Genomic DNA, 26,393 nt, shown 5'->3' with positions numbered 1-26,393 from the left:
CGGGGTTGGCTCCCGACACCCAACCGTGACGTCAGTCCAGGTCGTCGTGCCGCATCAGCTGCCGCGCGGCCTCGGTGATGGAGCCGGACAGCGACGGGTACACCGCGAACGTGAGCGCCAGGTGGTCGACCGTCAGCTGGTTCTGCACCGCCAGCGCGATCGGCAGGATCAGCTCGCTCGCCGTCGGCGCCACGACCACGCCGCCGACGATCACCCCGGTCGCCGGGCGGCAGAACAGCTTCACGAAACCGCGGCGCAGACCCTCCATCTTGGCCCGCGCGTTGGTCGCCAGCGGCAGCATGATCGTGCGGGCCGGGACCGCGCCGGAGTCGATCGCGCTCTGGCTGATGCCGACGGTCGCGATCTCCGGGTGGGTGAACACGTTCGCGGCGACCGTCTTCAGCTTGATCGGCGCGACGCCCTCGCCGAGCGCGTGCCACATCGCGATCCGGCCCTGCATGCTGGCCACCGACGCGAGCATCAGCACCCCGGTGCAGTCGCCCGCCGCGTAGATGCCGGGAACGCTCGTGCGGGACACGCGGTCCACCGTGATGAACCCACCGGGACCCGGCTCGATGCCGACCTTCTCCAGCCCGATGTCCTTGGTGTTGGGCACCGAGCCGACGGTCATCAGCGCGTGGGTGCCCTCGATGACCCGACCGTCCTGCAGGTGGACCTCGACGCCCTTCTCGGTGCGCTCGACCCGCTCGGCGCGCGCGTGCTTGACGACGGTGTTGCCGCGCTGGGCGAACACCTCCTCCAGCACGGCGGCGGCGTCGGCGTCCTCGTGCGGCAGGACACGGTCGCGGCTGGACACCAGGGTGACCTTGACGCCCATCTCGGTGTAAGCGGAGGCGAACTCGGCGCCGGTGACGCCGGACCCGACCACGACCAGGTGCTCGGGCAGCTCGGGCAGGTCGTAGAGCTGGCGCCAGTCGAGGATGCGCTCGCCGTCGGGCACCGCACCGGGCAGCACGCGCGGGGTGGCGCCGGTGGCGATCAGGACGACGTCGGCGTCGAGCACGTCGACGTCGCCGGTGGCCTTCGTGACGCGGACCTTGTGCGTGGCCAGGCCGGGCTCGTCGTCGTCGAACCGGCCCTCGCCGGTGAGGACTTTCACACCTTCGCGCTGCACGCGGGCGCGGATGTCGGCGGACTGGGCCAGCGCGAGGCCCTTCACCCGGCCGTGCACCGTGCGCAGGTCGACGCTGGTGTCGGCCATGTCGGTGATGATCCCCAGCTCACCGAGGCCGTGCATGTTCGCGAGGGCCCCCGAGGAGGCGATGAACGTCTTCGACGGGACGCAGTCGTAGAGCACGCACGCGCCGCCGAGCCCGTCCTTCTCGACGATCGTGACGTCGGCGCCGTGCTGTGCCGCCACCAGCGCCGCCTCGTAGCCCGCCGGTCCGCCGCCCATGATCACGATCCTGGTCACGTCGTCTCCTCCTCCTCACGCGCACGTCATCCACAACCTTAGGCCGCGACACCCGGAGTACGTCCGGTCGGGTGAGCGACGGGCGGCTAGGCTGTGCGCGTGCCGTTGTATGCCGCCTACGGGTCCAACATGGATCCGAATCAGATGATGGAGCGGGCGCCGCATTCGCCCATGGCCGGCACCGGCTGGCTGGAGGGCTGGCGGCTGACCTTCGGGGGCGAGGACCTCGGCTGGGAAGGCGCGCTGGCGACCATCGTCGAAGACCCGGGCTCCCGGGTCTTCGTGGTGCTGTACGACGTGACACCGCTGGACGAGGCCCGGCTGGACAGCTGGGAAGGCGGTGAGCTGGGCATGCACAACAAGATCCGGCTCCGCGTGCAGACGATGGACGGCTCCGCGCTGGCCTGGTTGTACGTGCTGGACGCCTACGAGGGCGGCCTGCCGTCGGCCCGGTACCTCGGCGTGCTGGCCGACGCCGCCGAGGCGGCCGGCGCGCCCACGGACTACGTGGACGACCTGCGCACCCGCCCCTGCCGCGGAATCACCTCCTGACCCCCTCCGCGAGTCCCACACTCACGCCCGCGAGTCCCACACTCACGCCCGCGAGTCCCACACTCACGTCCGCGAGTCCCACGTTCACGTCCGCGAGTTCCACATTCACACCGTCACGTGGCTAGCCCGCGAACCCGGAAGGCCGCCCGCACCGCCTCGATCACCCGTGCCGGTGCCGCCAGGTCGTCCGCGGAAGCCCGGATCACCGTCCAGCCCCGCCGTCGCAGGTCTTCGTCCCTTGCCGCATCCCGGTCCCGCCTGTTCTCGTGCGCCGCGTAGCCGTCGTACTCGACGGCCACACGCAGCTCAGGCCACGCGAAGTCCAGCCGGTACAGCTCGCGCCCGGCGAGATCGGTGATCGAGTGCTGCTGCACGGGCACCGGCAGTCCGCCGTCGACCAGCGCGAGCAGCATCCAGCTCTCCATCGGCGACTCCGCCATCCCGGTCGCCAATTGGAGCACCGCGAGCCCCTGCCTCCGCCCCCGCGGATCAGGACGGGCGAGGATCCGCTCCTCGATCCTGGTCCGGAAGTCGTCCCGGAGGTCCTCGGCGAGCATCCCCAGCGCCTCGTCGGCGGTAGCCAGCGCAATCCGACGCGTGGCCCGGCACATCACTTCGGCCAGCGCCAGTTCCGGCGCTTGCACCCGGAGCCCGTCGAACTCGTGCACGTCGCTCTGGTCAAGGCGCCCCTGATGAACCTTCACTCCCGGGCGCGGCCGGATTTTGCGGTGGTACGGCACGATGATGTGCACCGGGGCCGGATCCGGCACCGAACAGCCGAGCACGAGGAGCGCACTCGGTCCGCTCAACACCGCCTCGGGCCCGGCCATCAGCACCGCTGCCGCGGCTCTCGTCGTGAATTCGGTCGCGCGCCGGGCATCGACCAGCACGCCTCGCGACACCGCGACGAGTTGCCCGGCTGCGACGGCCTTTCGGATCTCGCCCGGCCCGACGATCTTGTTCAGTTCGGCACGGTGGTAGGCACCATGCAAGCTCTTCGGTAACGACGCCATGTGTCGACCATGTCGCAGAAAGTACCGAAGTAGCGGCAACTCACAAGATCTGTGGATAACTTCCGCGCCTGTGGATAACTCGAACGCAGAACTCACGCGCACGAATGCAGAACTCGTGCGCGTGAGCGTGGGACTCGCGGACGGGAGCGTGGGACTCGCGGGCTGCTCAGGCCAGGGCGGCCAGGGCGGTGTGGACCAGGACGCGCACGCCGACGTGCAGCGCGCGCTCGTCCAGTTCGAAGGTGGGGCGGTGCAGGTCGCGCTGGTCGCCCTCGCCGGACCACACCCCGAGGCGGCAGAAGGCGCCCGGCACGTGCTCCAGGTACCAGGCGAAGTCCTCGCCGCCCGACGACTGTTCCGTACCGGTCACCGCATCGTCGCCGAGGGCGGCTTCGATCCCGGCGCGCAGCAGCGACGTGCTGTCCACGTCGCCGACGACCGGCGGCACCCCGCGGCGGTAGTCCAGCTCGAAGCCGACCCCGTAGGGCGTGAGCAGCGACTCCACCGACGACGCGACGAGCGGCTCCAGCGACTTCCACACCTCGTGGTCCGCCGTCCGCAGCGTGCCGCGCAGCACGCCCTCCTCGGGCACCGCGTTGGCGGCCTGCCCGGCGTGCACCGCGCCCCACACCAGCACGGTGCCGGACCGCGGGTCGACGCGCCGGGACAGCAGCGACGGCAGCGAGGTGATCGCGACGCCGAGCGCGTGCACCAGGTCCGCGGTCAGGTGCGGCCGGGACGTGTGCCCGCCGGGCGAGGTCAGCCGCAGCTCGATGAGGTCGGCCGCCGAGGTCAGCGCGCCGACCCGGGTGCCGATCTTGCCCACCTGGAGCCGCGGGTCGCAGTGCAGGCCGAAGATCCGGTCGACGCCGTCGAGGCCGCCGGCGGTGATCACGTCGAGCGCGCCGCCGGGCATGACCTCCTCGGCGGGCTGGAAGATCAGCCGCACGCGGCCGGGCAGCTCGGGCGCCGACGCCAGCGCCTTCGCCACGCCGAGCAGGATCGCGGTGTGCGCGTCGTGCCCGCAGGCGTGCGCGGCGCCCTCCACCGTCGACGAGTAGGGCAGGCCGGTCGCCTCGGTGAGCGGCAGCGCGTCGATGTCGGCCCGCAGGGCGACGCAGCGGTCACCCGATCCGACGTCGCACACCACGCCGGTGCCGCCGGGCAGGATCTCCGGGGTCAGCCCGGCCGAGCGCAGGATGTCGGTGATCAGTTCGGTGGTCGCGAACTCGTGGCGCGCCAGCTCGGGGTGGGCGTGGATGTGACGGCGCCAGGCGACCAGGTCGGTACCGCCGCGCGCGAGCCACTCGTCCAGCCAGAAGGGGCCCCGGCCCGCACCGAGATCGGTCACGGGAGCCATGCTGACGCCGTCCGCCGTGATCAGCGCGTCCGACGCCTCGAACGAGGTAGGGCGACCACCGTGATCGCCGGGCACCTCCGGGCGGGAGTCCAGCACGGTCACGCCGCACCTCCATACACACCGAGAACTACGTAACCCATTTGACGCAATCCTGCACCATGCAAGGAGCAATCTTCGAACCGGATCTCACTCTGGGCGACGGCCGGTAGTGGATCTGCGGCGAGCGGCACTACGGAATACGGCGTAACCGAATACGCCGCGCACGGGTCAGCTGGAGGCCTTGCGCTTCTTCCGCCGCACGCTCCGTCCCCAGAGGACGATCCCGGCGAGCACCGCGGCGAGCACCCCGACGACGATCTTGCTCTTGGTCTTCTCCTGGTTGGCCTTGCTGTTGTCGTCGGGGTTGATCCGCGGCCCCGGATCGGTGGTCTGCTGCGCCACCACGTCGGCGGCGGTGACGTGCACGGACACCGGGGCGGCGAGCGCGGGCGCCGCGGGCACGGCGAAGGTGACCATCGTCGTCAGCATCAGACCCGCCAGCACGGCACGCACCTTGACCATGGAGCCCAGTGTGCCGGTTCGGTTACCCATCAACAAGGAAGACACTCACAGGGAGAACGCGTCCAGGATCCGCTGCGCGGCGAGCGTCGCGGTGAGCCGGCCCTCGCGGACGTCCTCCTCGACCCCGGGCACCAGCGCTTTCACGCCCGGGTGCTCGGCGAGGCGGGCCTGCAGCTGCTCGCGCACCATCGCCCACGTCCAGTCGACCTGCTGCTGCTTGCGCTTGCGGTCCAGCTCGCCGGACGCCTGGAGGGTCTCGCGGTGGCGTTCGATCTGCTGCCACACGGTGTCCAGGCCGATGTCGTTGAGCCCGCTGCAGGTCAGCACCGGCGGTGTCCAGGCGGCGTCCGGGCCGTAGATCATCCGCAGCGCGCCGGCCAGCTCCCGCGCGGCGCGCTTGGCGTCGCGCTCGTGCTCGCCGTCGGCCTTGTTCACCGCGATCACGTCGGCCAGCTCCAGCACGCCCTTCTTGATGCCCTGCAGCTGGTCGCCGGTGCGGGCCAGCGTCAGGAACAGGAAGCAGTCGACCATGTTGGCCACGGTCACCTCGGACTGCCCGACGCCGACGGTCTCGACCAGCACGACGTCGTACCCGGCGGCCTCCATCAGCACGATCGTCTCGCGGGTGGCGCGGGCGACGCCGCCGAGCGTGCCGGAGGTCGGGGACGGCCGGATGAACGCGGCCGGATCGTTGGCCAGCCGCGCCATGCGGGTCTTGTCGCCGAGGATGCTGCCGCCGGTCCGGGTCGACGAGGGGTCGACGGCCAGCACCGCGACCCGGTGACCGGTCTCGGTCAGGTCGGTGCCGAGCTGGTCGATGAAGGTCGACTTGCCGACCCCGGGCACGCCGGTGATCCCGACCCGCCGCGCGCCACCGGCGTGCGGCAGCAGCTCGACCAGCAGCTCCTGGGCGAGCTGCCGGTGGTCCGGCCGCTGGGACTCGACCAGCGTGATCGCCCGGGACAGGGTGCCGCGGTCGCCCGCGAGCACGCCCTTGGCGTAGGCACCGACGTCGATCTTGCGCGGCAAGGGCTCAGGACTCCCGCTGCTCGAGCTGGTCGAGCAGGTCCAGCGCGGCGTCCGCGATGACCGTGCCCGGTCCGAAGATCGCCGACGCCCCGGCGGCGCGCAGCTCGTCGTAGTCCTGCGGCGGGATGACGCCACCGCACACGATCATGATGTCCTCGCGCCCGAGCTGGGCCAGCTCCTCGCGCAGCGCGGGCACCAGCGACAGGTGGCCGGCGGCCAGCGAGGACACGCCGACGACGTGCACGTCCGCCTCGATCGCCTGGCGCGCGACCTCGGCCGGAGTGGAGAACAGCGGCCCCACGTCGACGTCGAAGCCGAGGTCGGCGAACGCGGTGGCGATCACCTTCTGCCCGCGGTCGTGCCCGTCCTGGCCCATCTTGGCGACCAGGATGCGCGGACGGCGCCCCTCGGTCTCGGCGAACGCTTCGACCCGCGCGCGTGCCTTCTCCACGTTCCCGGATTTCCCGACCTCGTCGCGGTACACGCCGGAGATCGTACGAATCTGCCCGGAGTGGCGCCCCCACACCTTCTCCAGCGCGTCGGAGATCTCCCCGACGGTCGCCTTGGCGCGGGCCGCGTCGACAGCGAGCTCCAGCAGGTTGCCCTCGCCCTCCGCGGCAGCGGTGAGCCGCCGCAGCGCGTCCTGCGTGGCGTCCTCGTCGCGCTCCTCGCGCAGCCGCCGCAGCTTCTCCAGCTGCTGGGCGCGCACCCCGGCGTTGTCCACCTTGAGCACGTCGATCTGCTGGTCGTCGACCACCTGGTACTTGTTCACGCCGATGACCGGCTGGCGGCCGGAGTCGATCCGCGCCTGGGTGCGGGCCGCGGCCTCCTCGATGCGCAGCTTCGGGATGCCGGCGTCGATCGCGCGGGCCATGCCGCCCGCCGACTCGACCTCGCTGATGTGGCCCCACGCCTTGCGCGCGAGGTCGTAGGTCAGCTTCTCGACGAACGCGCTGCCGCCCCACGGGTCGATCACGCGCGTGGTGCCGGACTCCTGCTGCAGCAGCAGCTGGGTGTTGCGGGCGATGCGCGCGGAGAAGTCGGTGGGCAGGGCCAGCGCCTCGTCGAGGGCGTTGGTGTGCAGCGACTGGGTGTGGCCCTGGGTGGCGGCCATCGCCTCGACGCAGGTGCGGATGACGTTGTTGAACACGTCCTGCGCGGTCAGCGACCAGCCGGAGGTCTGCGAATGCGTGCGCAGCGAGAGCGATTTCTCGGACTTCGGCCCGAACTGCTTCACGAGCTTGGCCCACAGCAGCCGGGCCGCCCGCATCTTGGCGACCTCCATGAAGAAGTTCATGCCGATCGCCCAGAAGAAGGACAGGCGCGGCGCGAACTTGTCGACCTCCAGGCCCGCGTCCAGCCCGGCGCGGATGTACTCGACGCCGTCGGCGAGCGTGTAGGCCAGCTCCAGGTCGGCGGTCGCCCCGGCCTCCTGCATGTGGTAGCCGGAGATGGAGATCGAGTTGAACCGCGGCATCCGCTGCGAGGTGTAGGCGAAGATGTCGGAGATGATCCGCATCGACGGCTGCGGCGGGTAGATGTAGGTGTTGCGGACCATGAACTCCTTGAGGATGTCGTTCTGGATGGTCCCGGCCAGCTGTTCCGGCTGAACGCCCTGCTCCTCGGCCGCCACGATGTAGAGCGCCATGACGGGCAGCACCGCGCCGTTCATGGTCATCGACACGCTCATCTTGTCCAGCGGGATGCCGTCGAAGAGCTGGCGCATGTCGTAGATCGAGTCGATCGCCACGCCCGCCATGCCGACGTCACCGGCCACCCGCGGGTGGTCGGAGTCGTAACCGCGGTGGGTGGCCAGGTCGAACGCGACCGACAGGCCCTTCTGCCCGGCCGCGAGGTTGCGCCGGTAGAAGGCGTTGGACTCGGCGGCGGTGGAGAACCCGGCGTACTGGCGGATGGTCCACGGCTGGTTGACGTACATCGTCGGGTACGGGCCGCGCAGGAACGGCGCGATGCCCGGGTAGGTGCGCAGGAAGTCCAGGCCCGCGGTGTCCTCGGCGGTGTAGAGCGGTTTGATGCCGATGCCCTCGGGGGTCTCCCAGGTCAGCGCGTCGGCGCCCTTGCCGGTGCTCGAGTGCAGCGCTTCAGCCCAGCCGGTCTGGCTGCCCGGGTCGGGGATGCCGAGTTCGACGTCGGTGAAGTCGGGGATGGCCATCACTTCACTCCCAGCGTGTCGAGGATGCTGGTCAACGCGGCGAGCGCGTCGCAGCCGGCGTGGACGTAGGAGTCGACGTCCGGGTACTCCGGTTTCCCGGCCAGCACCACGCGAACCGCGCCGGCCTCCTTGAGCTTCCGCGCGGTCTCCGCGGCGTGCTCGGCGTAGAGCTTGTCGGTGCCGCACAGGCAGGCGACCTTGGCGCCGCTCTCCCGGAACGCGGCCACGACGTCCCCGGCCGCGCCCGGGTTGAGCGGTTCGATGCCGCCGGCCTGGAGGAGGTTGGCCGCGAAGGTCGCGCGGGCGGTGTGGGCGGCGACCGGGCCGAGCGTGGCGAGGAAGACCTTCGGCCGCTCACCGGTTTCGGCGAGGTGCGCGTCGGAGCGGTCCCGCAGCTCCTCGTAGGCCTGGGCGTACCGCACGCGCGGCAGCCCGCCTTCGTCCACAACGGACGGTGCCGGGGTGCGTTCGACCGGTTTTTCGTGCAGGTCCGGGAACTCGCTGACGCCGGTGATCGGGTCCGTGCGGGTGGCCAGCCGCTTCTGCCGCGCCTGCCAGGTCTCGTCCAGCCGCGCAGCGAGTGCGCCGGAGTCCAGCACCGCCTCGATGCCGCCCTGGCGTTCGATCTCGGTGAACTCGCGCCAGGCCGCGTTGGCCAGCGCGTCGGTGAGGTTCTCGACGTACCAGGAGCCGCCCGCCGGGTCGATCACGCCGGACAGCTTGGACTCCTCGATCAGGATCGACTGGGTGTTGCGGGCGATCCGGCGGGAGAACGCGTCGGGCAGCCCGATCGCGAAGTCGAACGGCAACACGGTGACGGCGTCCGCCCCACCGACTCCGGCGGCGAAGCAGGCGAGGGTGGTGCGCAGCATGTTCACCCACGGGTCGCGGCGGGTGAACATCGCGGGCGAGGTGACCGCGTGCTGGCGCATCCCGCGCCCGCCGGTCGCGCCGGACACCTCGCACACCCGCGCCCACAGGCGGCGGGCGGCGCGCAGCTTGGCGATGGTGAGGAACTGGTCGGCGGTCGCGGCGAAGCGGAACTCCAGCTGGTCGGCGGCCGCGTCCACGCTCAGCCCGGCGTCGGTGAGGGCGCGCAGGTAGGCCACCCCGGCGGCGATGGCGGCGCCGAGTTCCTGCGAGTCGGAGCCGCCTGCCTCGTGGTAGGGCAGCGCGTTGACCACCAGCGTGCGCAGCTTCGGGTGCTTGGCGGACAGACGCGCGGCGAGCGCGGCGGCGGGCGCGATGTCGTGCGGGCGGCCGGTGCGGGCACGCAGCGCGATCGGGTCGGCGCCGAGGGTGCCGGCGACCTCGCTGTCCGGGACGTTCTTCTCGGCGAGCAGCCCAAGCAGGGCCTCGGCGGCGGCCTCGTAGTCGGCGCCGGGGTCGAGGACGATCGGCGCGAGGTCGAGGTAGACCTCGTTGAGCGCGTCGGCGAGGGCGTCCAGTGGCAGTGCGTCACCACCGACGCGCAGCCACACCGAGGTGGCGCCGTTCTCCAGGTCGGCGAGGATGGCCTTGTTGGTCTCGGCCGCGTCGGCGCCGCCGTGCAGCACACGCACGTCCCAGCCGGTGCCGACGGTGCTGTTGGTGCCCTCGGCGACCGCGCCCCGCACGTACGGGGGCAGGCCCGGGAAGCCGGACGGCGGCGCCGCGTCGTCGGCGGTGTAGAGCGGCTGGATCTCGATGCCGTCGTAGGTCTTGCTGGTCAGGAGGCTTTCCGGGGCGCCGTCGAAGGACTCCGGCAGCACTCCGCTCTTGGTCAGCACCCCCGCGACGAGGCGTTGCCAGTCCTCCCGCCGCGGCGTCCCGAACTCGGCGGCGAGGGCCAGCTCGTCCGGCGAATCCGGGGTGGGCGCCGTTGTCCCAGCCTGAGTCATACGTCTGATGGTAGGGGGCGGGCAAGGGGCACGATTGTGACTCTGCTCGCGGGCTGGCAGCGCCCGCGGTCACCGAGCGCGCATCCGCAACAATGGTGCCGTGGCGAGTTCGAGCGAGGAGACCAGGGTGGTGGCCGGGCGGTACCGGTTGCGCTCCGTGCTGGGCTCCGGCTCGATGGGCACGGTGTGGTCGGCCTACGACGAATTCCTGCACCGGCCGGTCGCGGTGAAGGAGATCCTGCTGCCGCCCGGGGTCACCGCGGGCCAGGCCGACGAGCTGCGCGAGCGGACGCTGCGTGAGGCCAGGGCCATCGCCGTGCTGTCTCACCCGAACGTGATCACCCTGCACGACGTCGCACGTCAGGACGGCGAGCCGTTCGTCGTGATGGAGCTGCTGCCCTCGCACAGCCTGGCCGAGCTGATCCGCGACCACGGTCCGCTGTCGGTCGAGCAGGCCGCCGCGGTGGGCGACGCGGTGGCCGCGGCGCTGGGGGCCGCACACAACGCGGGTATCACGCACCGTGACGTGAAGCCGGGGAACGTGCTGGTCGCCGAGGACGGGCGGATCAAGCTCACCGACTTCGGCATCGCCCGCAACGTGTCCGACGCGTCGATGACCCGCACCGGCATGACGCTGGGTTCGCCGGCGTACATCGCCCCGGAGGTGGCTTCCGGCAAAGCGGTGACTCCGGCCGCCGACCTGTGGGGGCTGGGCGCGACGCTGTTCTGCGCGGTGGAGGGCCACCCGCCCTACGACGCGGACGGCGACCCGCTGGAGACGATCGGGAAGGTCGTCAAGGGCGAGGTGCCGCGGCCGTCGCCGGGGCCGCTCGCGCCGTTGATCACCGCGTTGATGGCGAAGGAGCCGCGGGACCGCTTGCCGCTGGCGCAGGTGCGGCGGCGGCTGTACCCGATCCTGGAGAAGGCGCCACGGGTCCTGTTCGGACCGGAGATGTTCGCGGCGGCGAGCGGTCAGCGCGAGGAGGCCACCGACACGCGGGAGATCTCGGCTCGCCCCGCGGTGGACGACGGCCCGGCGGAGACGAGCGGTGAGCTGGCGGCCGACCCCGGTCCCCTGCCGTTCGGGCCGTCCCGCCCCGAGGCGAGCGGTGAGCTGGCCGCCGATCCCGGGCCGCTGCCGTTCGGCCGGCCCGCCGACACGCTCGCCGCGCCCCGCCCGGCCGTCGGCACGCTGGTCACCCCCGCCCCGGTGGGCCGCAGCACGGCGGCGACGGTGGTGCTGGTCGCGGCGTCGATCGTGTTGTTCCTGGCCGCCGCGTTCGGCGGTTTCGTGGCGGCGCGGGTGATCGGTGCGCAGCCGGTGGCGCCCCCGTCGCGGGAGGACACGTCCGGGCTGTCCGCCCCGCAGCCGACGGTGTTCGAGCGCCGGACGGGCGAGGCGTCGAGCGTGAAGGGCGTCCAGGACGGCACGTTCACGGTCGACGTGCCGTCCGGCTGGACGCGGTTCACGAGTTCCCAGGCGGGGGACGATCTGCCGCTGTCGACGCTGGTGCAGTTCGTCTCGGCGGACGGTTCGCAGATGCTGGCGGTGAACCACTTCCCGAAGTACTTCCCCGGCAACGACATCGACGATTACGTCAAGGCGCTGGAGAAGAGCCGCTCGAGCGGGGAGTTCCGGATGGTCAGCCAGGCGAAGCTGGCCGAGCAGGACGGCCGGACGATGATGTACCGGACGATCGACCGTGCCCCGGCCGGTTCGGTCAGCCGCACGACGTACGCGAAGGTCTTCAAGCAGGGAACGAGCCTCTGGGCGGTGAGCGTGACGGTACCGACGGAGCAGGAAGGCACCGCGAAGACGGCGCTCTACGACCGGATCCTGCCGACTTTTCAGGTGACGGGTTAGAACGCACAGCGCCCAACCGCCACCCGGCAACGCAAGCGGCCCGGCACTCGACTGACCGCGCGGCAGCCCTGCACAACCCCGCCTGGCAACGCAGCAGGACCGACTACCCCAACCAGACCTCCCCCGCCCCGATCCCCAGCCCGCTTTTGGTCGCCGATCAGGCGTGTCAAGGTACTCTTTCCCGCCTTGGCACGCCTGATCGGCGACTGAAACACAATCAGGCATCGGGGGCGGGGGTGGTCGGAAGGTGACCTTTGGCGCCGTAGGCGCTGTCCTGCGCGAAGCGCAGAAAAAAGATCAAAAGATGTCCTCGCCGGACGGGCAGGCTCCGGGATGACGGGGAATGCAGTCACGTCACCTTGGCGAGGTGGTCGCTGGGTGGTCATCCCGTCGCCTGCGGTTTGTGCATATCACTTTGAGCCAGGCCCGCAAGGTTGGCATGGTCGGCCGCCGGTTGGCGGCCTGGGTTGCGGGCCTGGCTCAAAGTGATCGTCACGTGTCAGGCGACGGGATGACCACCCAGCTACCTTGGGTTCAACGCGCGGCGTGGCGCGGCGCTGGGAGGATGTTCCCATGACCGAACAAGATGTGGCGTCGGCTGCTGCCGCCACCATCGCCGAGCGCACCGGCTTCGCCAAGCACGACATCGCGGTGGTTCTCGGCTCCGGGTGGCGTCCCGCGGCGGACGTGATCGGCGAGCCCGAGGCGGAGATCCCGCTCGGTGAGCTGCCCGGCTTCGAGACCCCGACCGCCGTGGGGCACGGCGGCACCGTCCGCTCGGTGGACGTCGACGGCAAGCGTGCCCTGGTGCTGCTCGGCCGCACCCACCTCTACGAGGGCAAGGGCGTGGGCCGCGTCGTGCACAACGTACGCACCGCGGCCGCCGCGGGCGTGAAGTCCGTCCTGCTCACCAACGCCGCGGGTGGCCTGCGGGACGACTACCAGGTCGGCCAGCCGGTGCTGATCTGCGACCACCTCAACATGACCTCGACCTCCCCCATCACCGGCGCGAACTTCGTCGACCTGGTCGACCTGTACTCGCACCGCCTGCGGGACCTGGCGCGCCAGATCGACCCGAGCCTGACCGAGGGCGTCTACGCGGGCCTGCCCGGCCCCCACTTCGAGACCCCCGCCGAGATCCGCATGCTGCGCACCCTCGGCGCCGACCTGGTCGGCATGTCGACCGTGCTCGAAGCGATCGCCGCGCGCGCCGCCGGCGTCGAGGTGTTCGGGCTGTCCCTGGTCACCAACCTCGCCGCGGGCATGACCGGCGAACCGCTGAGCCACCAGGAGGTCCTGGAGGCCGGACGCGCGTCGGCGGAGAAGATGGGCACCCTGCTGCGTCAGCTCGTCGCGCGCGCATGAGCCGGCTCGACCCGGAACTCCGGGACCGCGCGTTCCGCTGGATCGCCGACGACGTCGACCCGGCCGCGCGGCAGGAACTGCAGGCCGTGCTCGCCGACGCGATGAACGGTGCCCCGGACGCGTTGAACGACCTCGCCGACCGGATGGCCGGCCCGCTCGAGTTCGGCACCGCCGGGCTGCGCGGTCCCGTCCGGGCGGGGCCGAACGGCATGAACACCGCGGTCGTCGTCCGCACCACGGCCGGGGTCGCGGCCTGGCTGACCGAGCACGGCAAGGCCGGCCGGATCGTGGTCGTCGGCCGGGACGCCCGCCACGGCTCGGCGGAGTTCGCCGCGGCGGCGGCCGAGGTCCTCCACGCGGCGGGGTTCGACGTGCGGGTCCTGCCCCGGGCACTGCCGACACCGCTGGTGGCGTTCGCGACCAAACACCTCGGCGCGGCCGCCGGCATCCAGATCACCGCGTCCCACAACCCGCCCGCGGACAACGGCTACAAGCTCTACGACGACACCGCGATCCAGATCGTGCCGCCCGCCGACGCCGAGATCGAAGCCGCGATCGCCGACGCGCCGGGCGCGATCAGCGTGCCCCGCAAGCCCGGGGCGACGGTGCTCGGGGAGGAGATCCTCGACGAGTACCTCTACCGGGTGTCGCAGGTCCCGCGGTCTCCGCACCGCGATCTGCGGGTCGCGGCGACCGCGCTGCACGGGGTCGGCGCCGACGTCCTGCGTGCGGCGCTGTCCCGGGCCGGGTTCACCGACGTGCACCTGGTGCCCGAGCAGTCCGACCCGGACGCGGACTTCCCGACGGTGTCCTTCCCCAACCCGGAAGAGCCCGGCGCGACCGATCTGCTGCTCGCCTTGGCCGCGGAGGTGGACGCCGACCTCGCCATCGCCCTGGACCCGGACGCCGACCGGTGTGCCGTCGGCGTCCCGGACCCGGCAGGCACGTGGCGGATGCTCCGCGGGGACGAGACCGGGGTGCTGTTGGGCGAGTACGTCCTGTCCACGACCAGCAACCCGGACCCGCTGGTGGCGACGACGATCGTGTCCGCGTCGATGCTGGGTGCGATCGCCCGCGCCCACGGCGCCCGGTACGCGGAGACCTTGACCGGGTTCAAGTGGCTGACCCGCTCCGGTGCGGGGCTGGTGTTCGCCTACGAGGAGGCGCTCGGGCTGTGCGTGAACCCGGACTTCGTGCGGGACAAGGACGGCATCGCCGCGGCGACGCTCGCGTGTGATCTGGCGGCGAAGCTGAAGGCCGAGGGCCGGTCGTTGCTCGACGAGCTGGATCGGCTCGCCGTCGCGCACGGGGTGTACGTGACGGACCAGGTGTCGTTGCGGGTGACGGATCTGTCGGTCCGCGGGCAGCTGATGGCGCGTCTGCGGAAGACGCCGCCGGCCGAGCTGGCCGGGTTGGCCGTGGAGATGGAGGATCTGTTGCCGGAGACCGACGCGTTGCGGATCGCCGACGGCGGGGTGCGGGTGGTGATCCGCCCGTCGGGCACCGAGCCGAAGCTGAAGTGCTACCTGCAGGTGGCGCGGCCGGTGGCGGACGCCGCCGCGTTGGCGGAGGTGCGAGTGGATGCGACGGCGACGATGGCCGCGTTGCGTGCCGATGTGGAGGCTCTGCTGGCTTGATCGCCCGGTGCTGTCCGCCTTGTTCGGGCAGTACCGGGCAAAAAGCTCGAGGCCCCGGGAGAACCTTTTACAGTTCTCGACCGGGGCCTCGAGTATCAAATTGTGTTCGGCGGTGTCCTACTCTCCCACACCCGCGGGGGTGCAGTACCATCGGCGCTGGCAGGCTTAGCTTCCGGGTTCGGAATGGGACCGGGCGTTTCCCTGCCGCCATGACCACCGAAACTCTGTGAAACAACCACAGGTGTGGTGTGGTGTCTCAGAGTTGCAGAGCGGATGCGTAGCAGCTTCGTGGGCAAGTCCTCGGCCTATTAGTACCAGTCCACTCAAAAACACATTACTGTGCGTCCATGTCTGGCCTATCAACCCAATCGTCTCTTGGGGGCCTTAACCCACAAAGGGGTGGGAGACCTCATCTAGGAACAGGCTTCCCGCTTAGATGCCTTCAGCGGTTATCCCTTCCGAACGTAGCTAACCAGCCATGCCACTGGCGTGACAACTGGCATACCAGAGGTTCGTCCGTCCCGGTCCTCTCGTACTAGGGACAGCCTTCCTCAAGTCTCCTACGCGCGCGGCGGATAGGGACCGAACTGTCTCACGACGTTCTAAACCCAGCTCGCGTGCCGCTTTAATGGGCGAACAGCCCAACCCTTGGGACCTACTCCGGCCCCAGGATGCGACGAGCCGACATCGAGGTGCCAAACCATGCCGTCGATATGGACTCTTGGGCAAGATCAGCCTGTTATCCCCGGGGTACCTTTTATCCGTTGAGCGACATCCCTTCCACCAGGAGATGCCGGATCACTAGTCCCTGCTTTCGCACCTGCTCGACCCGTCAGTCTCACAGTCAAGCTCCCTTGTGCACTTACACTCAACACCTGATTGCCAACCAGGCTGAGGGAACCTTTGGGCGCCTCCGTTACCTTTTAGGAGGCAACCGCCCCAGTTAAACTACCCACCAGGCACTGTCCCTGAACCCGATCAGGGCCCTAGGTTAGATTCCCAATCCGACCAGAGTGGTATTTCAACAACGACTCCACCACCACTAGCGTGACAGCTTCACAGTCTCCCACCTATCCTACACAAGCCGAACCGAAAACCAATACCAAGCTATAGTAAAGGTCCCGGGGTCTTTCCGTCCTGCCGCGCGTAACGAGCATCTTTACTCGTAGTGCAATTTCACCGGGCCTGTGGTTGAGACAGCCGGAAAGTCGTTACGCCATTCGTGCAGGTCGGAACTTACCCGACAAGGAATTTCGCTACCTTAGGATGGTTATAGTTACCACCGCCGTTTACTGGCGCTTAAATTCTCAGCTTCGCCCCCCGAAGAGAGCTAACCGGTCCTCTTAACGTTCCAGCACCGGGCAGGCGTCAGTCCATATACCTCGTCTTACGACTTCGCATGGACCTGTGTTTTTAGTAAACAGTCGCTTTCCGCTGGTCTCTGCGGCCAACTCACCCTAGCCCGCACGGGGCTTCAAGTGCTTTGGCCCCCCTTCTCCCGAAGTTACGGGGGCATTTTGCCGAGTTCCTTAACCACAGTTCACCCGACCGCCTTAGTATTCTCTACCTGACCACCTGTGTCGGTTTGGGGTACGGGCCGCACATGTTCTCGCTAGAGGCTTTTCTCGGCAGCAGAGGATCACCCTACTTCGCCTCAACGGCTACGCATCACGTCTCACCCTCAACGGGACACGGATTTACCTATGTCCCAGGCTACACGCTTACACCAGTACAACCACTCACTGGCGGAGCTACCTTCCTGCGTCACCCCATCGCTTGACTACTACACACTCAGGCCCCACGCTCACCGATCTCAACCCGAAGGTCTCCACCGGCTCGGGTGGTTAGTATCATGCGCCTCATCATGGGCGAACATACGCGGGTACGGGAATATCAACCCGTTGTCCATCGACTACGCCTGTCGGCCTCGCCTTAGGTCCCGACTTACCCTGGGCAGATTAACTTGACCCAGGAACCCTTGGTCATCCGGCGGCAGAGTTTCTCACTCTGCATTCGCTACTCATGCCTGCATTCTCACTCCCACACCCTCCACGACTGAGTTCCCTCGCCGCTTCCCTGGATGCAGGACGCTCCCCTACCCAACAACACCACTGCACAACACTCCCAAAGAGCATTGCGGATGTATATGTGTCATTGACACGGCTTCGGCGGTGTACTTCAGCCCCGCTACATTATCGGCGCAGGACCACTTGACCAGTGAGCTATTACGCACTCTTTCAAGGATGGCTGCTTCTAAGCCAACCTCCTGGTTGTCTCGGCGACCCCACATCCTTTCCCACTAAGCACACACTTAGGGGCCTTAGCCGGTGTTCTGGGCTGTTTCCCTCTCGACGACGAAGCTTATCCCCCGCCGTCTCACTGCCGCACTCTCACGTGATGGTATTCGGAGTTTGGTTGACTTCGGTAACCCGGTAAGGCCCCTAGGCCATCCAGTAGCTCTACCCCCACCACGAAACATGCGACGCTGCACCTAAATGCATTTCGGGGAGAACCAGCTATCACGGAGTTTGATTGGCCTTTCACCCCTACCCACAACTCATCCCCCAGGTTTTCAACCCTGGTGGGTTCGGCCCTCCACGAGGTCTTACCCTCGCTTCAGCCTGGCCATGGGTAGATCACTCCGCTTCGGGTCTAGACCACGCGACTCACACGCCCTCTTCAGACTCGCTTTCGCTACGGCTACCCCACACGGGTTAACCTCGCCACGCAGCACTAACTCGCAGGCTCATTCTTCAAAAGGCACGCCATCACAATCAAACGATCGCTCTGACGGCTTGTAGGCACACGGTTTCAGGTACTCTTTCACTCCCCTCCCGGGGTACTTTTCATCTTTCCCTCACGGTACTCGTCCGCTATCGGTCACCAGGAAGTATTTAGGCTTACCGAGTGGTCCCGGCAGATTCACAGCAAATTCCACGAGCTCGCTGCTACTCGGGAACACCACCACACCACACCAACACAGCTTTCGCGTACGGGACTCTCACCCACTCCGGTCCACCATCCCAGGCGGTTCCACTAGCCATGCAGCACGATGCCAGAACTGTCAGATTCTGGAAGATGGATCCCACAACCCCGCACACACAACCCCTGACAGGTATCACATGCGCACGGTTTAGCCTCCTCCGCTTTCGCTCGCCACTACTCACGGAATCACTAGTGTTTTCTCTTCCTACGGGTACTGAGATGTTTCACTTCCCCGCGTTCCCTCCACGCACCCTATATATTCAGGTACGGGTAACACCTCATAACAGGTGCTGGGTTTCCCCATTCGGACACCCTCGGATCACAGCTCGGTTGACAGCTCCCCGAGGCTTATCGCAGCCTCCCACGTCCTTCATCGGCTCCTGATGCCAAGACATCCACCATGTGCCCTTAACAACTTGACCACAAAGATGCTCGCATCCACTCTGCAATTCTCAAACACCACACCCAGAAACAACACACCGTGTTGCCTCAGGACCCAACAGCGTAAAGATGAACACCCACCACCCGGCCCCTCCGATGCCCGTTCCACACCAACCGAAGCCGGCAGTACTAGACACATCCTCGAAGCAGGTGATGAGCATCAGCCAGTCGTCCACAATTCCTTGAGCAACCAGACAGTGCCACAGTCGGACACTGAGCCTGGCCACTCCACTCACCATCGGCGAGTGGATGTGTTGTGCTCCTTAGAAAGGAGGTGATCCAGCCGCACCTTCCGGTACGGCTACCTTGTTACGACTTCGTCCCAATCGCCAGTCCCACCTTCGACCACTCCCTCCCTTACGGGTTGGGCCATGGGCTTCGGGTGTTACCGACTTTCATGACGTGACGGGCGGTGTGTACAAGGCCCGGGAACGTATTCACCGCAGCGTTGCTGATCTGCGATTACTAGCGACTCCGACTTCACGCAGTCGAGTTGCAGACTGCGATCCGAACTGAGACCGGCTTTAAGGGATTCGCTCCACCTCACGGTATCGCAGCCCTCTGTACCAGCCATTGTAGCATGTGTGAAGCCCTGGACATAAGGGGCATGATGACTTGACGTCATCCCCACCTTCCTCCGAGTTGACCCCGGCAGTCTCCCGCGAGTCCCCGCCATTACGCGCTGGCAACACAGGACAAGGGTTGCGCTCGTTGCGGGACTTAACCCAACATCTCACGACACGAGCTGACGACAGCCATGCACCACCTGCACACCGGCCACAAGGGGGCCGACATCTCTGCCGGTTTCCAGTGCATGTCAAGCCCAGGTAAGGTTCTTCGCGTTGCATCGAATTAATCCACATGCTCCGCCGCTTGTGCGGGCCCCCGTCAATTCCTTTGAGTTTTAGCCTTGCGGCCGTACTCCCCAGGCGGGGCGCTTAATGCGTTAGCTACGGCACGGACAACGTGGAAGTCACCCACACCTAGCGCCCAACGTTTACAGCGTGGACTACCAGGGTATCTAATCCTGTTCGCTCCCCACGCTTTCGCTCCTCAGCGTCAGTATCGGCCCAGAGACCCGCCTTCGCCACCGGTGTTCCTCCTGATATCTGCGCATTTCACCGCTACACCAGGAATTCCAGTCTCCCCTACCGAACTCAAGCCTGCCCGTATCCACTGCAGGTCCGGAGTTAAGCCCCGGATTTTCACAGCAGACGCGACAAGCCGCCTACGAGCTCTTTACGCCCAATAATTCCGGACAACGCTTGCACCCTACGTATTACCGCGGCTGCTGGCACGTAGTTAGCCGGTGCTTCTTCTCCAGGTACCGTCACTTACGCTTCGTCCCTGGCGAAAGAGGTTTACAACCCGAAGGCCGTCATCCCTCACGCGGCGTCGCTGCATCAGGCTTCCGCCCATTGTGCAATATTCCCCACTGCTGCCTCCCGTAGGAGTCTGGGCCGTGTCTCAGTCCCAGTGTGGCCGGTCACCCTCTCAGGCCGGCTACCCGTCGTCGCCTTGGTAGGCCATCACCCCACCAACAAGCTGATAGGCCGCGGGCCCATCCCGTACCGCCGAAACTTTCCACCCCACACCATGCGGTGTGGAGTCATATTCGGTATTAGACCCCGTTTCCAGGGCTTATCCCAAAGTACAGGGCAGGTTACCCACGTGTTACTCACCCGTTCGCCACTCATCCACACCCGAAGATGCTTCAGCGTTCGACTTGCATGTGTTAAGCACGCCGCCAGCGTTCGTCCTGAGCCAGGATCAAACTCTCCAACAATGCTAGAAAATCGATCCGGCTATGATTCATAGCCTCAAAGGAACCCACAAAGGGTTCTAGCTAATCAACTGGCTTTAGCTCATCAATACACTGTTGAGTTCTCAAACAACACGTTTTGTTGTGTCACCCGACGACCAACCAGCGACACGAAGTCTCACAACTCCGATTACACTGTGGTTTCGTCCGGCGGCGGTCACCCACTCTACCACCATCGGTGGGAGCTTGGTTCGTGACCCCCCGCCCGGATCCCGTTCCCTTGGGGCTTTTTCTCCCCGCCGGCCCGGTCTCCCTGGCGACGAAGAGAAGATTACATGCCCCGGAATGGGGTCCGAACAGGGGGGTCCCTTAACGGTAAAAGCGCTGATCAACTGCCTACCAAGGCAGGAAACCGCCCTCGGCGTGGAACTGCGCCGTGCCGCCCTCTCCGGGCGCCAGCGCGACGGCGACCCCGACCGCGGCTCCCTGGGCCGGATCGAGCTGCCCCGCGTGGTCGTTCAGATCGGTCGAGCAGAACCCCGGCTCGAACACGTTCACCGTGATCCCCTCCGCCCGGAGGTCGTTGGCGTAGGAGAGGCTCACCGCGTTCAGCGCCGACTTCGACGAGTTGTAGCCGAGGAGGAGCACCCCCGACTGGGGCGAGTCCGGGTCGGCCTGCAGAGAGACGGACGCCAGCGAGCTGGAGGTGTTCACGATCCGCGGCCGCTCGGACTTCCGCAGCAGCGGGAGGAACGCGTTGGTCACGCGGATGACCCCGAAGACGTTGGTCTCGTAGATCTCGCGGACCACGTCGGCGGACAACTCGGACGGACGCTCTCGTCCCCAGTCCAGGGCGACGCCCGCGTTGTTCATCAGGATGTCCAGCCGGCCGTACTGCTGCTCCACGGTCTTGGCCGCGGCGTCCACCGACGCCTGGTCCGTGACGTCCATGACCACCGACGTCGTACCCAGCTCCTCGGCCGCCTTCCGGCCGCGCTCCGGGTCCCGTGCCCCGACGATCGCCGTGACCCCCGCAGCCAGCAGCTGCCGGACGATTTCCTTGCCGATCCCCTTGTTCGCCCCGGTGACGAGGGCGATCTTCGTGTCTGTCACGCCTCCACCCTCGGCGGCCGGGAGCGGTCGCGGCAGAGACGGCGCAACCGGGGACTCGTGGTCCCTGGATACCGGCGTTCGGGGTCCCGGACACTGGAGGCATGGACAGGCGAGAACTCGGGGAGTTCCTGCGCACCAGGCGCGAGCGGCTCCGGCCGGCCGACGTCGGGCTGCCCACCGGATTGCGGCGGCGCACCCCTGGCCTGCGGCGGGAGGAGGTCGCCTCGCTCGCCGCGATCTCCACGGACTACTACGCGCGCCTCGAACAGGCCCGCGGTCCGCAGCCGTCGCGGCCGGTCCTGTCCGGGATCGCGCGGGCGCTGCGCCTGTCCGACGTCGAGCGCGCGCACCTGTTCCGCCTCGCCGGGGAGCAGCCCGGGCCGGCCGGCCCCTCCCCCGACGTGCCGTCCGGGATCCGGCACCTGCTGGACCGGCTCGACGACGCCGCCGCGATGGTCGTCGACGTCAAGTACGAGGTGCTGGCCTGGAACCCGCTGGCCGCCGTCATCTTCGACGACCTCTTCGCCCTGCCGCCCCGGGAGCGCAACCTCGCGCGCGACCGGTTCCTCCGGCCCGGCACCGGCCGCTACCCGGACACCTGGGAGCAGTTCGGCATCAACCTCGCCTCGGAACTGCGCGCAGCCGCCGCGAAGTACCCCGACGACCCGGGGCTGCGCGAGCTGATCGAGGACCTGCTGGCGGGCAGCCCGGAGTTCCGCGAGCTGTGGGCCCGGCACGACGTGATCGGGTGGCGCGGCCGCACCAAGACGCTGCACCACCCGCGCGTGGGCCGGTTCCAGGTCGAGTGCGAGGTGCTGCTCGTCTGCGACCGCGACCAGCGGGTCATCCTCTACACCGCCGAGCCCGGCAGCCCGGGGCACGAGGCGCTACAGCTGCTCAAGCTCCTCGGCACGGTTGCACCGGCGCGCTGACCACGGCACGCTCGTCAGGCGTGCCCACCTTGCTGATCGTGCACCACACGCCCTCGCCGAACGTGCAGGCCATGTTCGAGGCCGTCGTCTCCGGCGCGACCACCGACGAGATCGAAGGGGTGACCGTCGTGCGGCGGGCGGCCCTCGCGGCCACCGCCACCGACGTCCTGGAGGCGGACGGCTACCTGCTCGGCACCACCGCCAACCTCGGATACATGGCGGGCGCGCTCAAACACTTCTTCGACCAGGTCTACTACCCGTGCCTCGATTCCACGCGGGGCCGCCCGTTCGGGTGTTACGTGCACGGCGGCAGCGACGTCTCCGGGACGGTCCGCGGCATCGAGTCGATCACCACCGGGCTCGGCTGGGAGAAGGCGGCGCAGTTCGTCACCGTGACCGGGGAACCGTCGAAGGCCGATCTGGAGAAGTGCTGGGAACTCGGCGCCACGGTGGCCGCCGGGCTGATGGAATAACAGAGTTACGTAACACTGTTACGATAGTCGTGGATCTCCCCAGAGAGGAAGTTCGCGATGGTCGTCCTGTCCGGTCCCACCCAGCTGTTCACCGTGATCGCGCTGGTCTCGCTGCCGACCGTGATGTTCGGCGGGTACTCGCTGCTCGCCCTGCTCCGCAAGCGCAGGCTCACCGAGGAGCAACGGGCCTCCTTCCGCGCCGGGCACGCGCACGCCGGTGTGCTGCTCGTGCTGGCGCTGATCACCCTGCAACTCGTCGCCGCGGGCGGGCTCGGCGCCGCCGGGCAGTGGGTGGTCAGCGTCCTGCTGCTGATCGGGATCCTGGCGCAGTCCGGCGGCATGTTCCTCAACCTGCTGCCGGGGCGGAAGCCGCTCGCGCACGGGGTCACCGTCGGCGGCGCGGTGCTGCTCGCCGCGGCGATGATCACGACCGCGGCCGGGGTGGCGGTGGCCTGAGCGGCCACCGCCCTCACTTGCCGACGTTGCGGGCCAGCGCCGCCGGGTAGCGCTCGCCCGCCACGGCGTCCGCGGGGACGGCCGCCTCGATGCTCCGGATGTCCTCTTCGGACAGTTCGAGCGTCGCGGCGGCGACGTTCTCCGCCAGGTAGGTGCGGCGCTTGGTGCCGGGGATGGGGACGACGTCCGCACCCTGGTGCTGCACCCAGGCGAGCGCCAGCTGCCCGGCGGTCACGCCCTTCTCCGCCGCCAGCTTCCGCAGCGCCTCGACGATGCGCAGGTTCCGGTCCAGGTTGCCCTCGGCGAAGCGCGGCAGCTTGCGGCGCATGTCGTCGGCGGGCAGCTCCGCCGCCGTCGTGATGCTGCCGGTCAGGAAACCGCGGCCGAGCGGCGAGAACGGCACGATCCCGATGCCCAGCTCGCGGCAGGTGGGCACGATCTCGTCCTCGATACCGCGGGTCCACAGGCTCCATTCGCTCTGCAGCGCGGTGACCGGGTGGACCGCGTGGGCGCGGCGGATCGTGTCCGCGGACGCTTCGGAGATGCCCAGGTGGCGCACCTTGCCCTCGGCGACCAGCTCGGACAGCGCGCCCCAGGTCTCCTCGACCGGGACGTCCGGGTCGACCCGGTGCTGGTAGTAGAGGTCGATGTGGTCGACGCCAAGGCGGCGCAGCGACTCTTCGAGGCACTGGCGGACGTAGGCGGCGTCACCGCGCACCTGCTGCCCCTCGGCGCCGAGGACGATGCCGAACTTCGTGGCCAGCACGACCTGGTCGCGCCGGCCGGCGATGGCGCGGCCGACCAGCTCCTCGTTGGCGCCGGTGCCGTAGACGTTCGCGGTGTCCAGCAGCGTCACGCCCAGTTCGAGCGCGCGGTGGATCGTCGCGATCGACTCCGCGTCGTCGTCGCGCACGCCGTAGGCCTGGCTCATGCCCATGCAGCCGAGGCCCTGCGCGCCGACCTCCAGTTCGCCCAGCTTCCTGGTCGGGATCACGCGGAGATCTCCTCCCGGACCACGCCGGCGGCGCCCGGGATGAGCGCGCAGATCCGGTCGTAGTTCTCGATCTTGTAGTTGAGGACGTCCATGCAGGCCTGCAGCTCGGCGATGCGTTCGGCGACCGACCGGCGCTGCTCGACCAGGATGGCCCGGCGGCGGCCGGCGCCGGCGTCACCGGCGGACCGCAGCTGCGCGTACTCCCGCATCATCTTGATCGGCATACCCGTGGTGCGGAGCTTGGTGAGGAACTCCAGCCACGCGAGGTCGTCGTCGGAGTAGGCCCGCCTGCCCGCGGCGTCCCGGGCGGGCGGTTCGAGGAGTTTGATGCGCTCGTAGTAGCGGAGGGTGTCGATCGACAGCCCGCTGCGACGTGCGGCTTCCGCTATCGAGTAGCTCATGGTGCCGACACTACGACCTGGAGTGCACTCCAGGTCAAATCCTGATCCGGCGATTGATAACACTGTCGCGATAGCCTGGGCCCATGGCACGACCGCGCACCCACGACGAGGCGCTCCGGCTGAAACTGCTCGACCGGGCCGGTGAGCTGCTGTCCACGGACGGGCCGAAGGCGCTCAGCCTGCGCAAGCTCGCCGCCGACGCGGGCACCTCGACCACCGCCGTGTACTCGCTGTTCGGCGGCAAGCCCGAGCTGGTCAACGCCGTCTACCAGGAGGGGTTCCGGCGGTTCGGGGCGCGGTTGCGCGGGATCGAGCGGTCCGGCGACCCGGTGGAGGACTTCGTGCGGCTCGGGCTGGCCTACCGGGAGAGCGCGCTGGCCGACCCGCACCTGTACTCGATCATGTTCACCAAGGCGGTGCCCGGGTTCGAGCCGGGCGCGGAGGCGTCGCGGGTCGCGCGGGAGTCGCTCGCGCCGCTGGTCGACACCGTCCGCGCGGCGATCGGGGCCGGGCTGTTCCAGCCGGTCGCGCCCGAGGTGATCGCGGTCAGCGCGTGGGGCATCGTGCACGGGCTGGTGTCGCTGGAGCTGAACGGGAACCTGCCGCCCGGCTTCGACGTGGCCGGCTCCTACGAGGCGGCGCTGCGCGCTCATGCGGATGGGTGGCGGTTGACCCAGGTCAGGGAGTAGCGGCGGAGCACGTGGCGCCGGTAGCGCACGCCGGGCAGTATTCGCCCGGCCGTGTCCCGGACCTGGCGGTAGCTCATCACCGGATCGGCCGTGGGCATGCCCGGCGGGCCGCTCGCGCCGCGCAGCACCTTGACGGTCCGCACGACGGGAGTGGCGGCGGCCCACATCGCCCAGTCCGCCACGGTCGCTTCCCGGGCGAAACCGACCACGACGAGGGTGCCGCCGGGGCGCAGCAGGTCGCGCATGCGGGTGAGGGCCCCTGCGAAGTCCATGTGGTGGATCGCCGTGACCGAACAGACGAAGTCGTAGCCCTCAGCGGGGAGGTCGGCGGTGAGGAAGTCGCCCTCGACGAACTCGGGACCACCGCCCTGCTGCCAGGCGCGGGCGATCATCTCCGGCGAGCTGTCGATCCCGGTGACGCGCTTCGCCCGCGCGGTCAGCTTCCGCGCGAGCAGCCCGTCGCCGCAGCCGACGTCCAGGGCGTCGCCACAGCCGTCCGGCACGGCGCGCAGGATGTCCCGGTGCCGGGCGACGTTGGTGTTCCAGTACGGGTCAGCGGGCACCGTACTGGCGGTCCCCCGCGTCGCCGAGGCCGGGGACGATGAAGCCGGAGTCGTTGAGCCTCTCGTCGACGCTCGCGGTGACCACGCGGACCGGCAGGCCGGAGTCCTCCAGGTGCTTGAGCCCCTCCGGCGCGGCCAGCGCGCAGATCGCGGTGACGTCGGTGGCACCGCGGCCGGTGAGCAGCCGGATCGTGTACTCCATCGAGCCGCCGGTGGCGAGCATCGGGTCGAGCACGAGCACCGGGCGGTCGGACAGGTCGTCGGGCAGCGACTCCATGTACGGCGTCGGCTGGAGGGTCTCCTCGTCGCGCGCCAGGCCGACGAAACCCATCTGCGCCTCGGGGATCAGCTTGTGCGCCTGGTCGGCCATGCCCAGCCCGGCGCGCAGGACGGGCACCAGCAGCGGCGGGTTCGCCAGGCGGACGGCGTCGGTGCGGGCGACCGGCGTGTGGATGCGCTCGGTGCGGACCGGCGCCTCGCGGGTGGCCTCGTAGATCAGCATGACGGTCAGCTCGTGCAGGGCCGCCCGGAAGGCCGCGCTGTCCGTGCGGGCGTCACGCATGGTCGACAGCCTGGCCTTGGCCAGCGGATGATCGACGACAAGCACGTCCATGACGCGTCACGGTAGCCGATCGGCACCGGCGAAAACCCGCCGCACATGGGCCGCGGCTCGGTACGCTCGCGCCGTGGAACAGCCTGGGACTCCCGAGCGCCC

Annotated in this window: 20 protein-coding genes and 3 rRNA genes; 8 read left to right on the top strand and 15 right to left on the bottom strand. The window is 68.6% G+C overall.

The genetic code is table 11. The features are described from left to right. Positions 1-31 precede the first annotated feature (31 nt). Positions 32-1,435, bottom strand: a complete 1,404-nt coding sequence (locus L1857_RS06820) for an NAD(P)H-quinone dehydrogenase (RefSeq protein ID WP_094008916.1) — start codon at positions 1,433-1,435, stop codon at positions 32-34. Positions 1,436-1,534: 99 nt separating this feature from the next. On the opposite strand from L1857_RS06820, the gene L1857_RS06815 reads away from it, so the two are divergent. Continuing rightward, entirely contained in the window at positions 1,535-1,987 is a 453-nt protein-coding gene (locus tag L1857_RS06815; RefSeq protein ID WP_039792089.1) for a gamma-glutamylcyclotransferase family protein, read from the top strand. Between the two features lie 113 nt (positions 1,988-2,100). Here the strand turns inward: L1857_RS06815 and L1857_RS06810 are convergent, their stop codons facing one another. The 6 genes from L1857_RS06810 to L1857_RS06785 all read right to left on the bottom strand — a co-directional run bounded on the left by L1857_RS06810 (position 2,101) and on the right by L1857_RS06785 (position 10,003). Then, positions 2,101-3,000 carry a DUF559 domain-containing protein gene (locus L1857_RS06810; protein ID WP_205413417.1) on the bottom strand — a complete coding sequence of 300 codons (900 nt, stop codon included), beginning with the start codon at positions 2,998-3,000 and terminating at the stop codon, positions 2,101-2,103. Positions 3,001-3,166: 166 nt separating this feature from the next. Continuing rightward, a complete protein-coding gene (locus L1857_RS06805) occupies positions 3,167-4,462 on the bottom strand; it encodes a M20 family metallopeptidase (RefSeq protein WP_094008917.1) in 1,296 nt (431 codons plus the stop codon). A gap of 165 nt (positions 4,463-4,627) precedes the next feature. Further along, positions 4,628-4,921, bottom strand: a complete 294-nt coding sequence (locus tag L1857_RS06800; RefSeq protein ID WP_094008918.1) for a hypothetical protein — start codon at positions 4,919-4,921, stop codon at positions 4,628-4,630. 45 nt (positions 4,922-4,966) lie between these two features. Continuing rightward, on the bottom strand, positions 4,967-5,950 hold the full coding sequence (gene meaB / locus L1857_RS06795) for a methylmalonyl Co-A mutase-associated GTPase MeaB (protein ID WP_116114795.1): 984 nt from the start codon (positions 5,948-5,950) through the stop codon (positions 4,967-4,969). A gap of 4 nt (positions 5,951-5,954) precedes the next feature. Continuing rightward, on the bottom strand, positions 5,955-8,123 hold the full coding sequence (gene scpA, locus L1857_RS06790; RefSeq protein ID WP_116114797.1) for a methylmalonyl-CoA mutase: 2,169 nt from the start codon (positions 8,121-8,123) through the stop codon (positions 5,955-5,957). After that, positions 8,123-10,003, bottom strand: coding sequence for a methylmalonyl-CoA mutase family protein (locus L1857_RS06785; protein ID WP_116114799.1), 1,881 nt, complete (start codon positions 10,001-10,003; stop codon positions 8,123-8,125). The genes scpA and L1857_RS06785 overlap by 1 nt, the downstream gene beginning before the upstream one ends. Before the next feature lie 127 nt (positions 10,004-10,130). Here L1857_RS06785 and L1857_RS06780 point away from each other — a divergent pair, with 127 nt between their 5' ends. The 3 genes from L1857_RS06780 to L1857_RS06770 all read left to right on the top strand — a co-directional run bounded on the left by L1857_RS06780 (position 10,131) and on the right by L1857_RS06770 (position 14,869). Further along, entirely contained in the window at positions 10,131-11,867 is a 1,737-nt protein-coding gene (locus L1857_RS06780) for a serine/threonine-protein kinase (RefSeq protein WP_094008922.1), read from the top strand. 573 nt (positions 11,868-12,440) lie between these two features. Continuing rightward, positions 12,441-13,232, top strand: a complete 792-nt coding sequence (locus L1857_RS06775) for a purine-nucleoside phosphorylase (protein WP_094008927.1) — start codon at positions 12,441-12,443, stop codon at positions 13,230-13,232. Then, complete coding sequence (locus L1857_RS06770; RefSeq protein ID WP_116115523.1) at positions 13,229-14,869, top strand: phospho-sugar mutase; 1,641 nt, start codon at positions 13,229-13,231, stop codon at positions 14,867-14,869. Before L1857_RS06775 ends, L1857_RS06770 begins: the two co-directional genes overlap by 4 nt. A gap of 104 nt (positions 14,870-14,973) precedes the next feature. Here L1857_RS06770 and rrf read toward each other — a convergent pair. The 4 genes from rrf to L1857_RS06750 all read right to left on the bottom strand — a co-directional run bounded on the left by rrf (position 14,974) and on the right by L1857_RS06750 (position 21,170). Then, positions 14,974-15,090, bottom strand: a 5S ribosomal RNA gene (gene rrf / locus L1857_RS06765). Between the two features lie 67 nt (positions 15,091-15,157). After that, positions 15,158-18,276, bottom strand: a 23S ribosomal RNA gene (locus L1857_RS06760). 286 nt (positions 18,277-18,562) lie between these two features. Continuing rightward, positions 18,563-20,081 (bottom strand): 16S ribosomal RNA (locus tag L1857_RS06755). Together the 16S, 23S and 5S rRNA genes form the textbook arrangement of a ribosomal RNA operon. Positions 20,082-20,453: 372 nt before the next feature. Next, positions 20,454-21,170 carry an SDR family NAD(P)-dependent oxidoreductase gene (locus L1857_RS06750; RefSeq protein ID WP_094004066.1) on the bottom strand — a complete coding sequence of 239 codons (717 nt, stop codon included), beginning with the start codon at positions 21,168-21,170 and terminating at the stop codon, positions 20,454-20,456. A gap of 101 nt (positions 21,171-21,271) precedes the next feature. Here L1857_RS06750 and L1857_RS06745 point away from each other — a divergent pair, with 101 nt between their 5' ends. The 3 genes from L1857_RS06745 to L1857_RS06735 are packed head-to-tail and all read left to right on the top strand — an operon-like array spanning position 21,272 to position 23,031. After that, positions 21,272-22,102 carry a helix-turn-helix transcriptional regulator gene (locus L1857_RS06745; protein WP_116111507.1) on the top strand — a complete coding sequence of 277 codons (831 nt, stop codon included), beginning with the start codon at positions 21,272-21,274 and terminating at the stop codon, positions 22,100-22,102. A gap of 20 nt (positions 22,103-22,122) precedes the next feature. Then, positions 22,123-22,575: a flavodoxin family protein gene (locus tag L1857_RS06740; RefSeq protein WP_116111508.1), complete on the top strand. Its 453-nt coding sequence runs from the start codon at positions 22,123-22,125 to the stop codon at positions 22,573-22,575. 57 nt (positions 22,576-22,632) lie between these two features. Continuing rightward, entirely contained in the window at positions 22,633-23,031 is a 399-nt protein-coding gene (locus L1857_RS06735) for a hypothetical protein (protein WP_094004063.1), read from the top strand. A 13-nt stretch (positions 23,032-23,044) separates the two neighbouring features. Here the strand turns inward: L1857_RS06735 and L1857_RS06730 are convergent, their stop codons facing one another. Continuing rightward, positions 23,045-24,025: an aldo/keto reductase gene (locus L1857_RS06730; protein ID WP_162831119.1), complete on the bottom strand. Its 981-nt coding sequence runs from the start codon at positions 24,023-24,025 to the stop codon at positions 23,045-23,047. Next, positions 24,022-24,426, bottom strand: coding sequence for a MerR family transcriptional regulator (locus tag L1857_RS06725; RefSeq protein WP_116111509.1), 405 nt, complete (start codon positions 24,424-24,426; stop codon positions 24,022-24,024). Before L1857_RS06725 ends, L1857_RS06730 begins: the two co-directional genes overlap by 4 nt. A gap of 83 nt (positions 24,427-24,509) precedes the next feature. Between L1857_RS06725 and L1857_RS06720 the strand changes: the two genes are divergently transcribed. Next, the gene (locus L1857_RS06720; RefSeq protein ID WP_249464659.1) at positions 24,510-25,115 is read left to right on the top strand and encodes a TetR/AcrR family transcriptional regulator; all 606 of its coding nucleotides are present in this window, start codon (positions 24,510-24,512) and stop codon (positions 25,113-25,115) included. Here the strand turns inward: L1857_RS06720 and L1857_RS06715 are convergent. Further along, entirely contained in the window at positions 25,076-25,678 is a 603-nt protein-coding gene (locus L1857_RS06715) for a class I SAM-dependent methyltransferase (RefSeq protein WP_116111511.1), read from the bottom strand. The genes L1857_RS06720 and L1857_RS06715 overlap by 40 nt on opposite strands. After that, the gene (gene upp, locus L1857_RS06710) at positions 25,668-26,291 is read right to left on the bottom strand and encodes a uracil phosphoribosyltransferase (RefSeq protein ID WP_094004059.1); all 624 of its coding nucleotides are present in this window, start codon (positions 26,289-26,291) and stop codon (positions 25,668-25,670) included. The genes L1857_RS06715 and upp overlap by 11 nt, the downstream gene beginning before the upstream one ends. Positions 26,292-26,393: the final 102 nt, after the last annotated feature.

It is taken from the genome of Amycolatopsis thermalba (assembly GCF_023376025.1).
GTDB classification, from domain to species: domain Bacteria; phylum Actinomycetota; class Actinomycetes; order Mycobacteriales; family Pseudonocardiaceae; genus Amycolatopsis_E; species Amycolatopsis_E thermalba.
Note: the sequence above shows the minus strand (reverse complement) of the source record. Positions and strands in the feature narration are given on the sequence as shown.

Bases quoted from the DNA above. Each gene is read 5' to 3' on its own strand.
- L1857_RS06775 (WP_094008927.1), top strand. From the start codon at position 12,441: ATGACCGAACAAGATGTGGCGTCGGCTGCTGCCGCCACCATCGCCGAG.
- L1857_RS06720 (WP_249464659.1), top strand. From the start codon at position 24,510: ATGGCACGACCGCGCACCCACGACGAGGCGCTCCGGCTGAAACTGCTC.
- upp (WP_094004059.1), bottom strand. From the start codon at position 26,291: ATGGACGTGCTTGTCGTCGATCATCCGCTGGCCAAGGCCAGGCTGTCG.
- L1857_RS06735 (WP_094004063.1), top strand. From the start codon at position 22,633: ATGGTCGTCCTGTCCGGTCCCACCCAGCTGTTCACCGTGATCGCGCTG.
- L1857_RS06800 (WP_094008918.1), bottom strand. From the start codon at position 4,921: ATGGTCAAGGTGCGTGCCGTGCTGGCGGGTCTGATGCTGACGACGATG.
- scpA (WP_116114797.1), bottom strand. From the start codon at position 8,123: ATGGCCATCCCCGACTTCACCGACGTCGAACTCGGCATCCCCGACCCG.
- L1857_RS06770 (WP_116115523.1), top strand. From the start codon at position 13,229: ATGAGCCGGCTCGACCCGGAACTCCGGGACCGCGCGTTCCGCTGGATC.
- L1857_RS06745 (WP_116111507.1), top strand. From the start codon at position 21,272: ATGGACAGGCGAGAACTCGGGGAGTTCCTGCGCACCAGGCGCGAGCGG.
- L1857_RS06785 (WP_116114799.1), bottom strand. From the start codon at position 10,003: ATGACTCAGGCTGGGACAACGGCGCCCACCCCGGATTCGCCGGACGAG.
- L1857_RS06810 (WP_205413417.1), bottom strand. From the start codon at position 3,000: ATGGCGTCGTTACCGAAGAGCTTGCATGGTGCCTACCACCGTGCCGAA.
- L1857_RS06725 (WP_116111509.1), bottom strand. From the start codon at position 24,426: ATGAGCTACTCGATAGCGGAAGCCGCACGTCGCAGCGGGCTGTCGATC.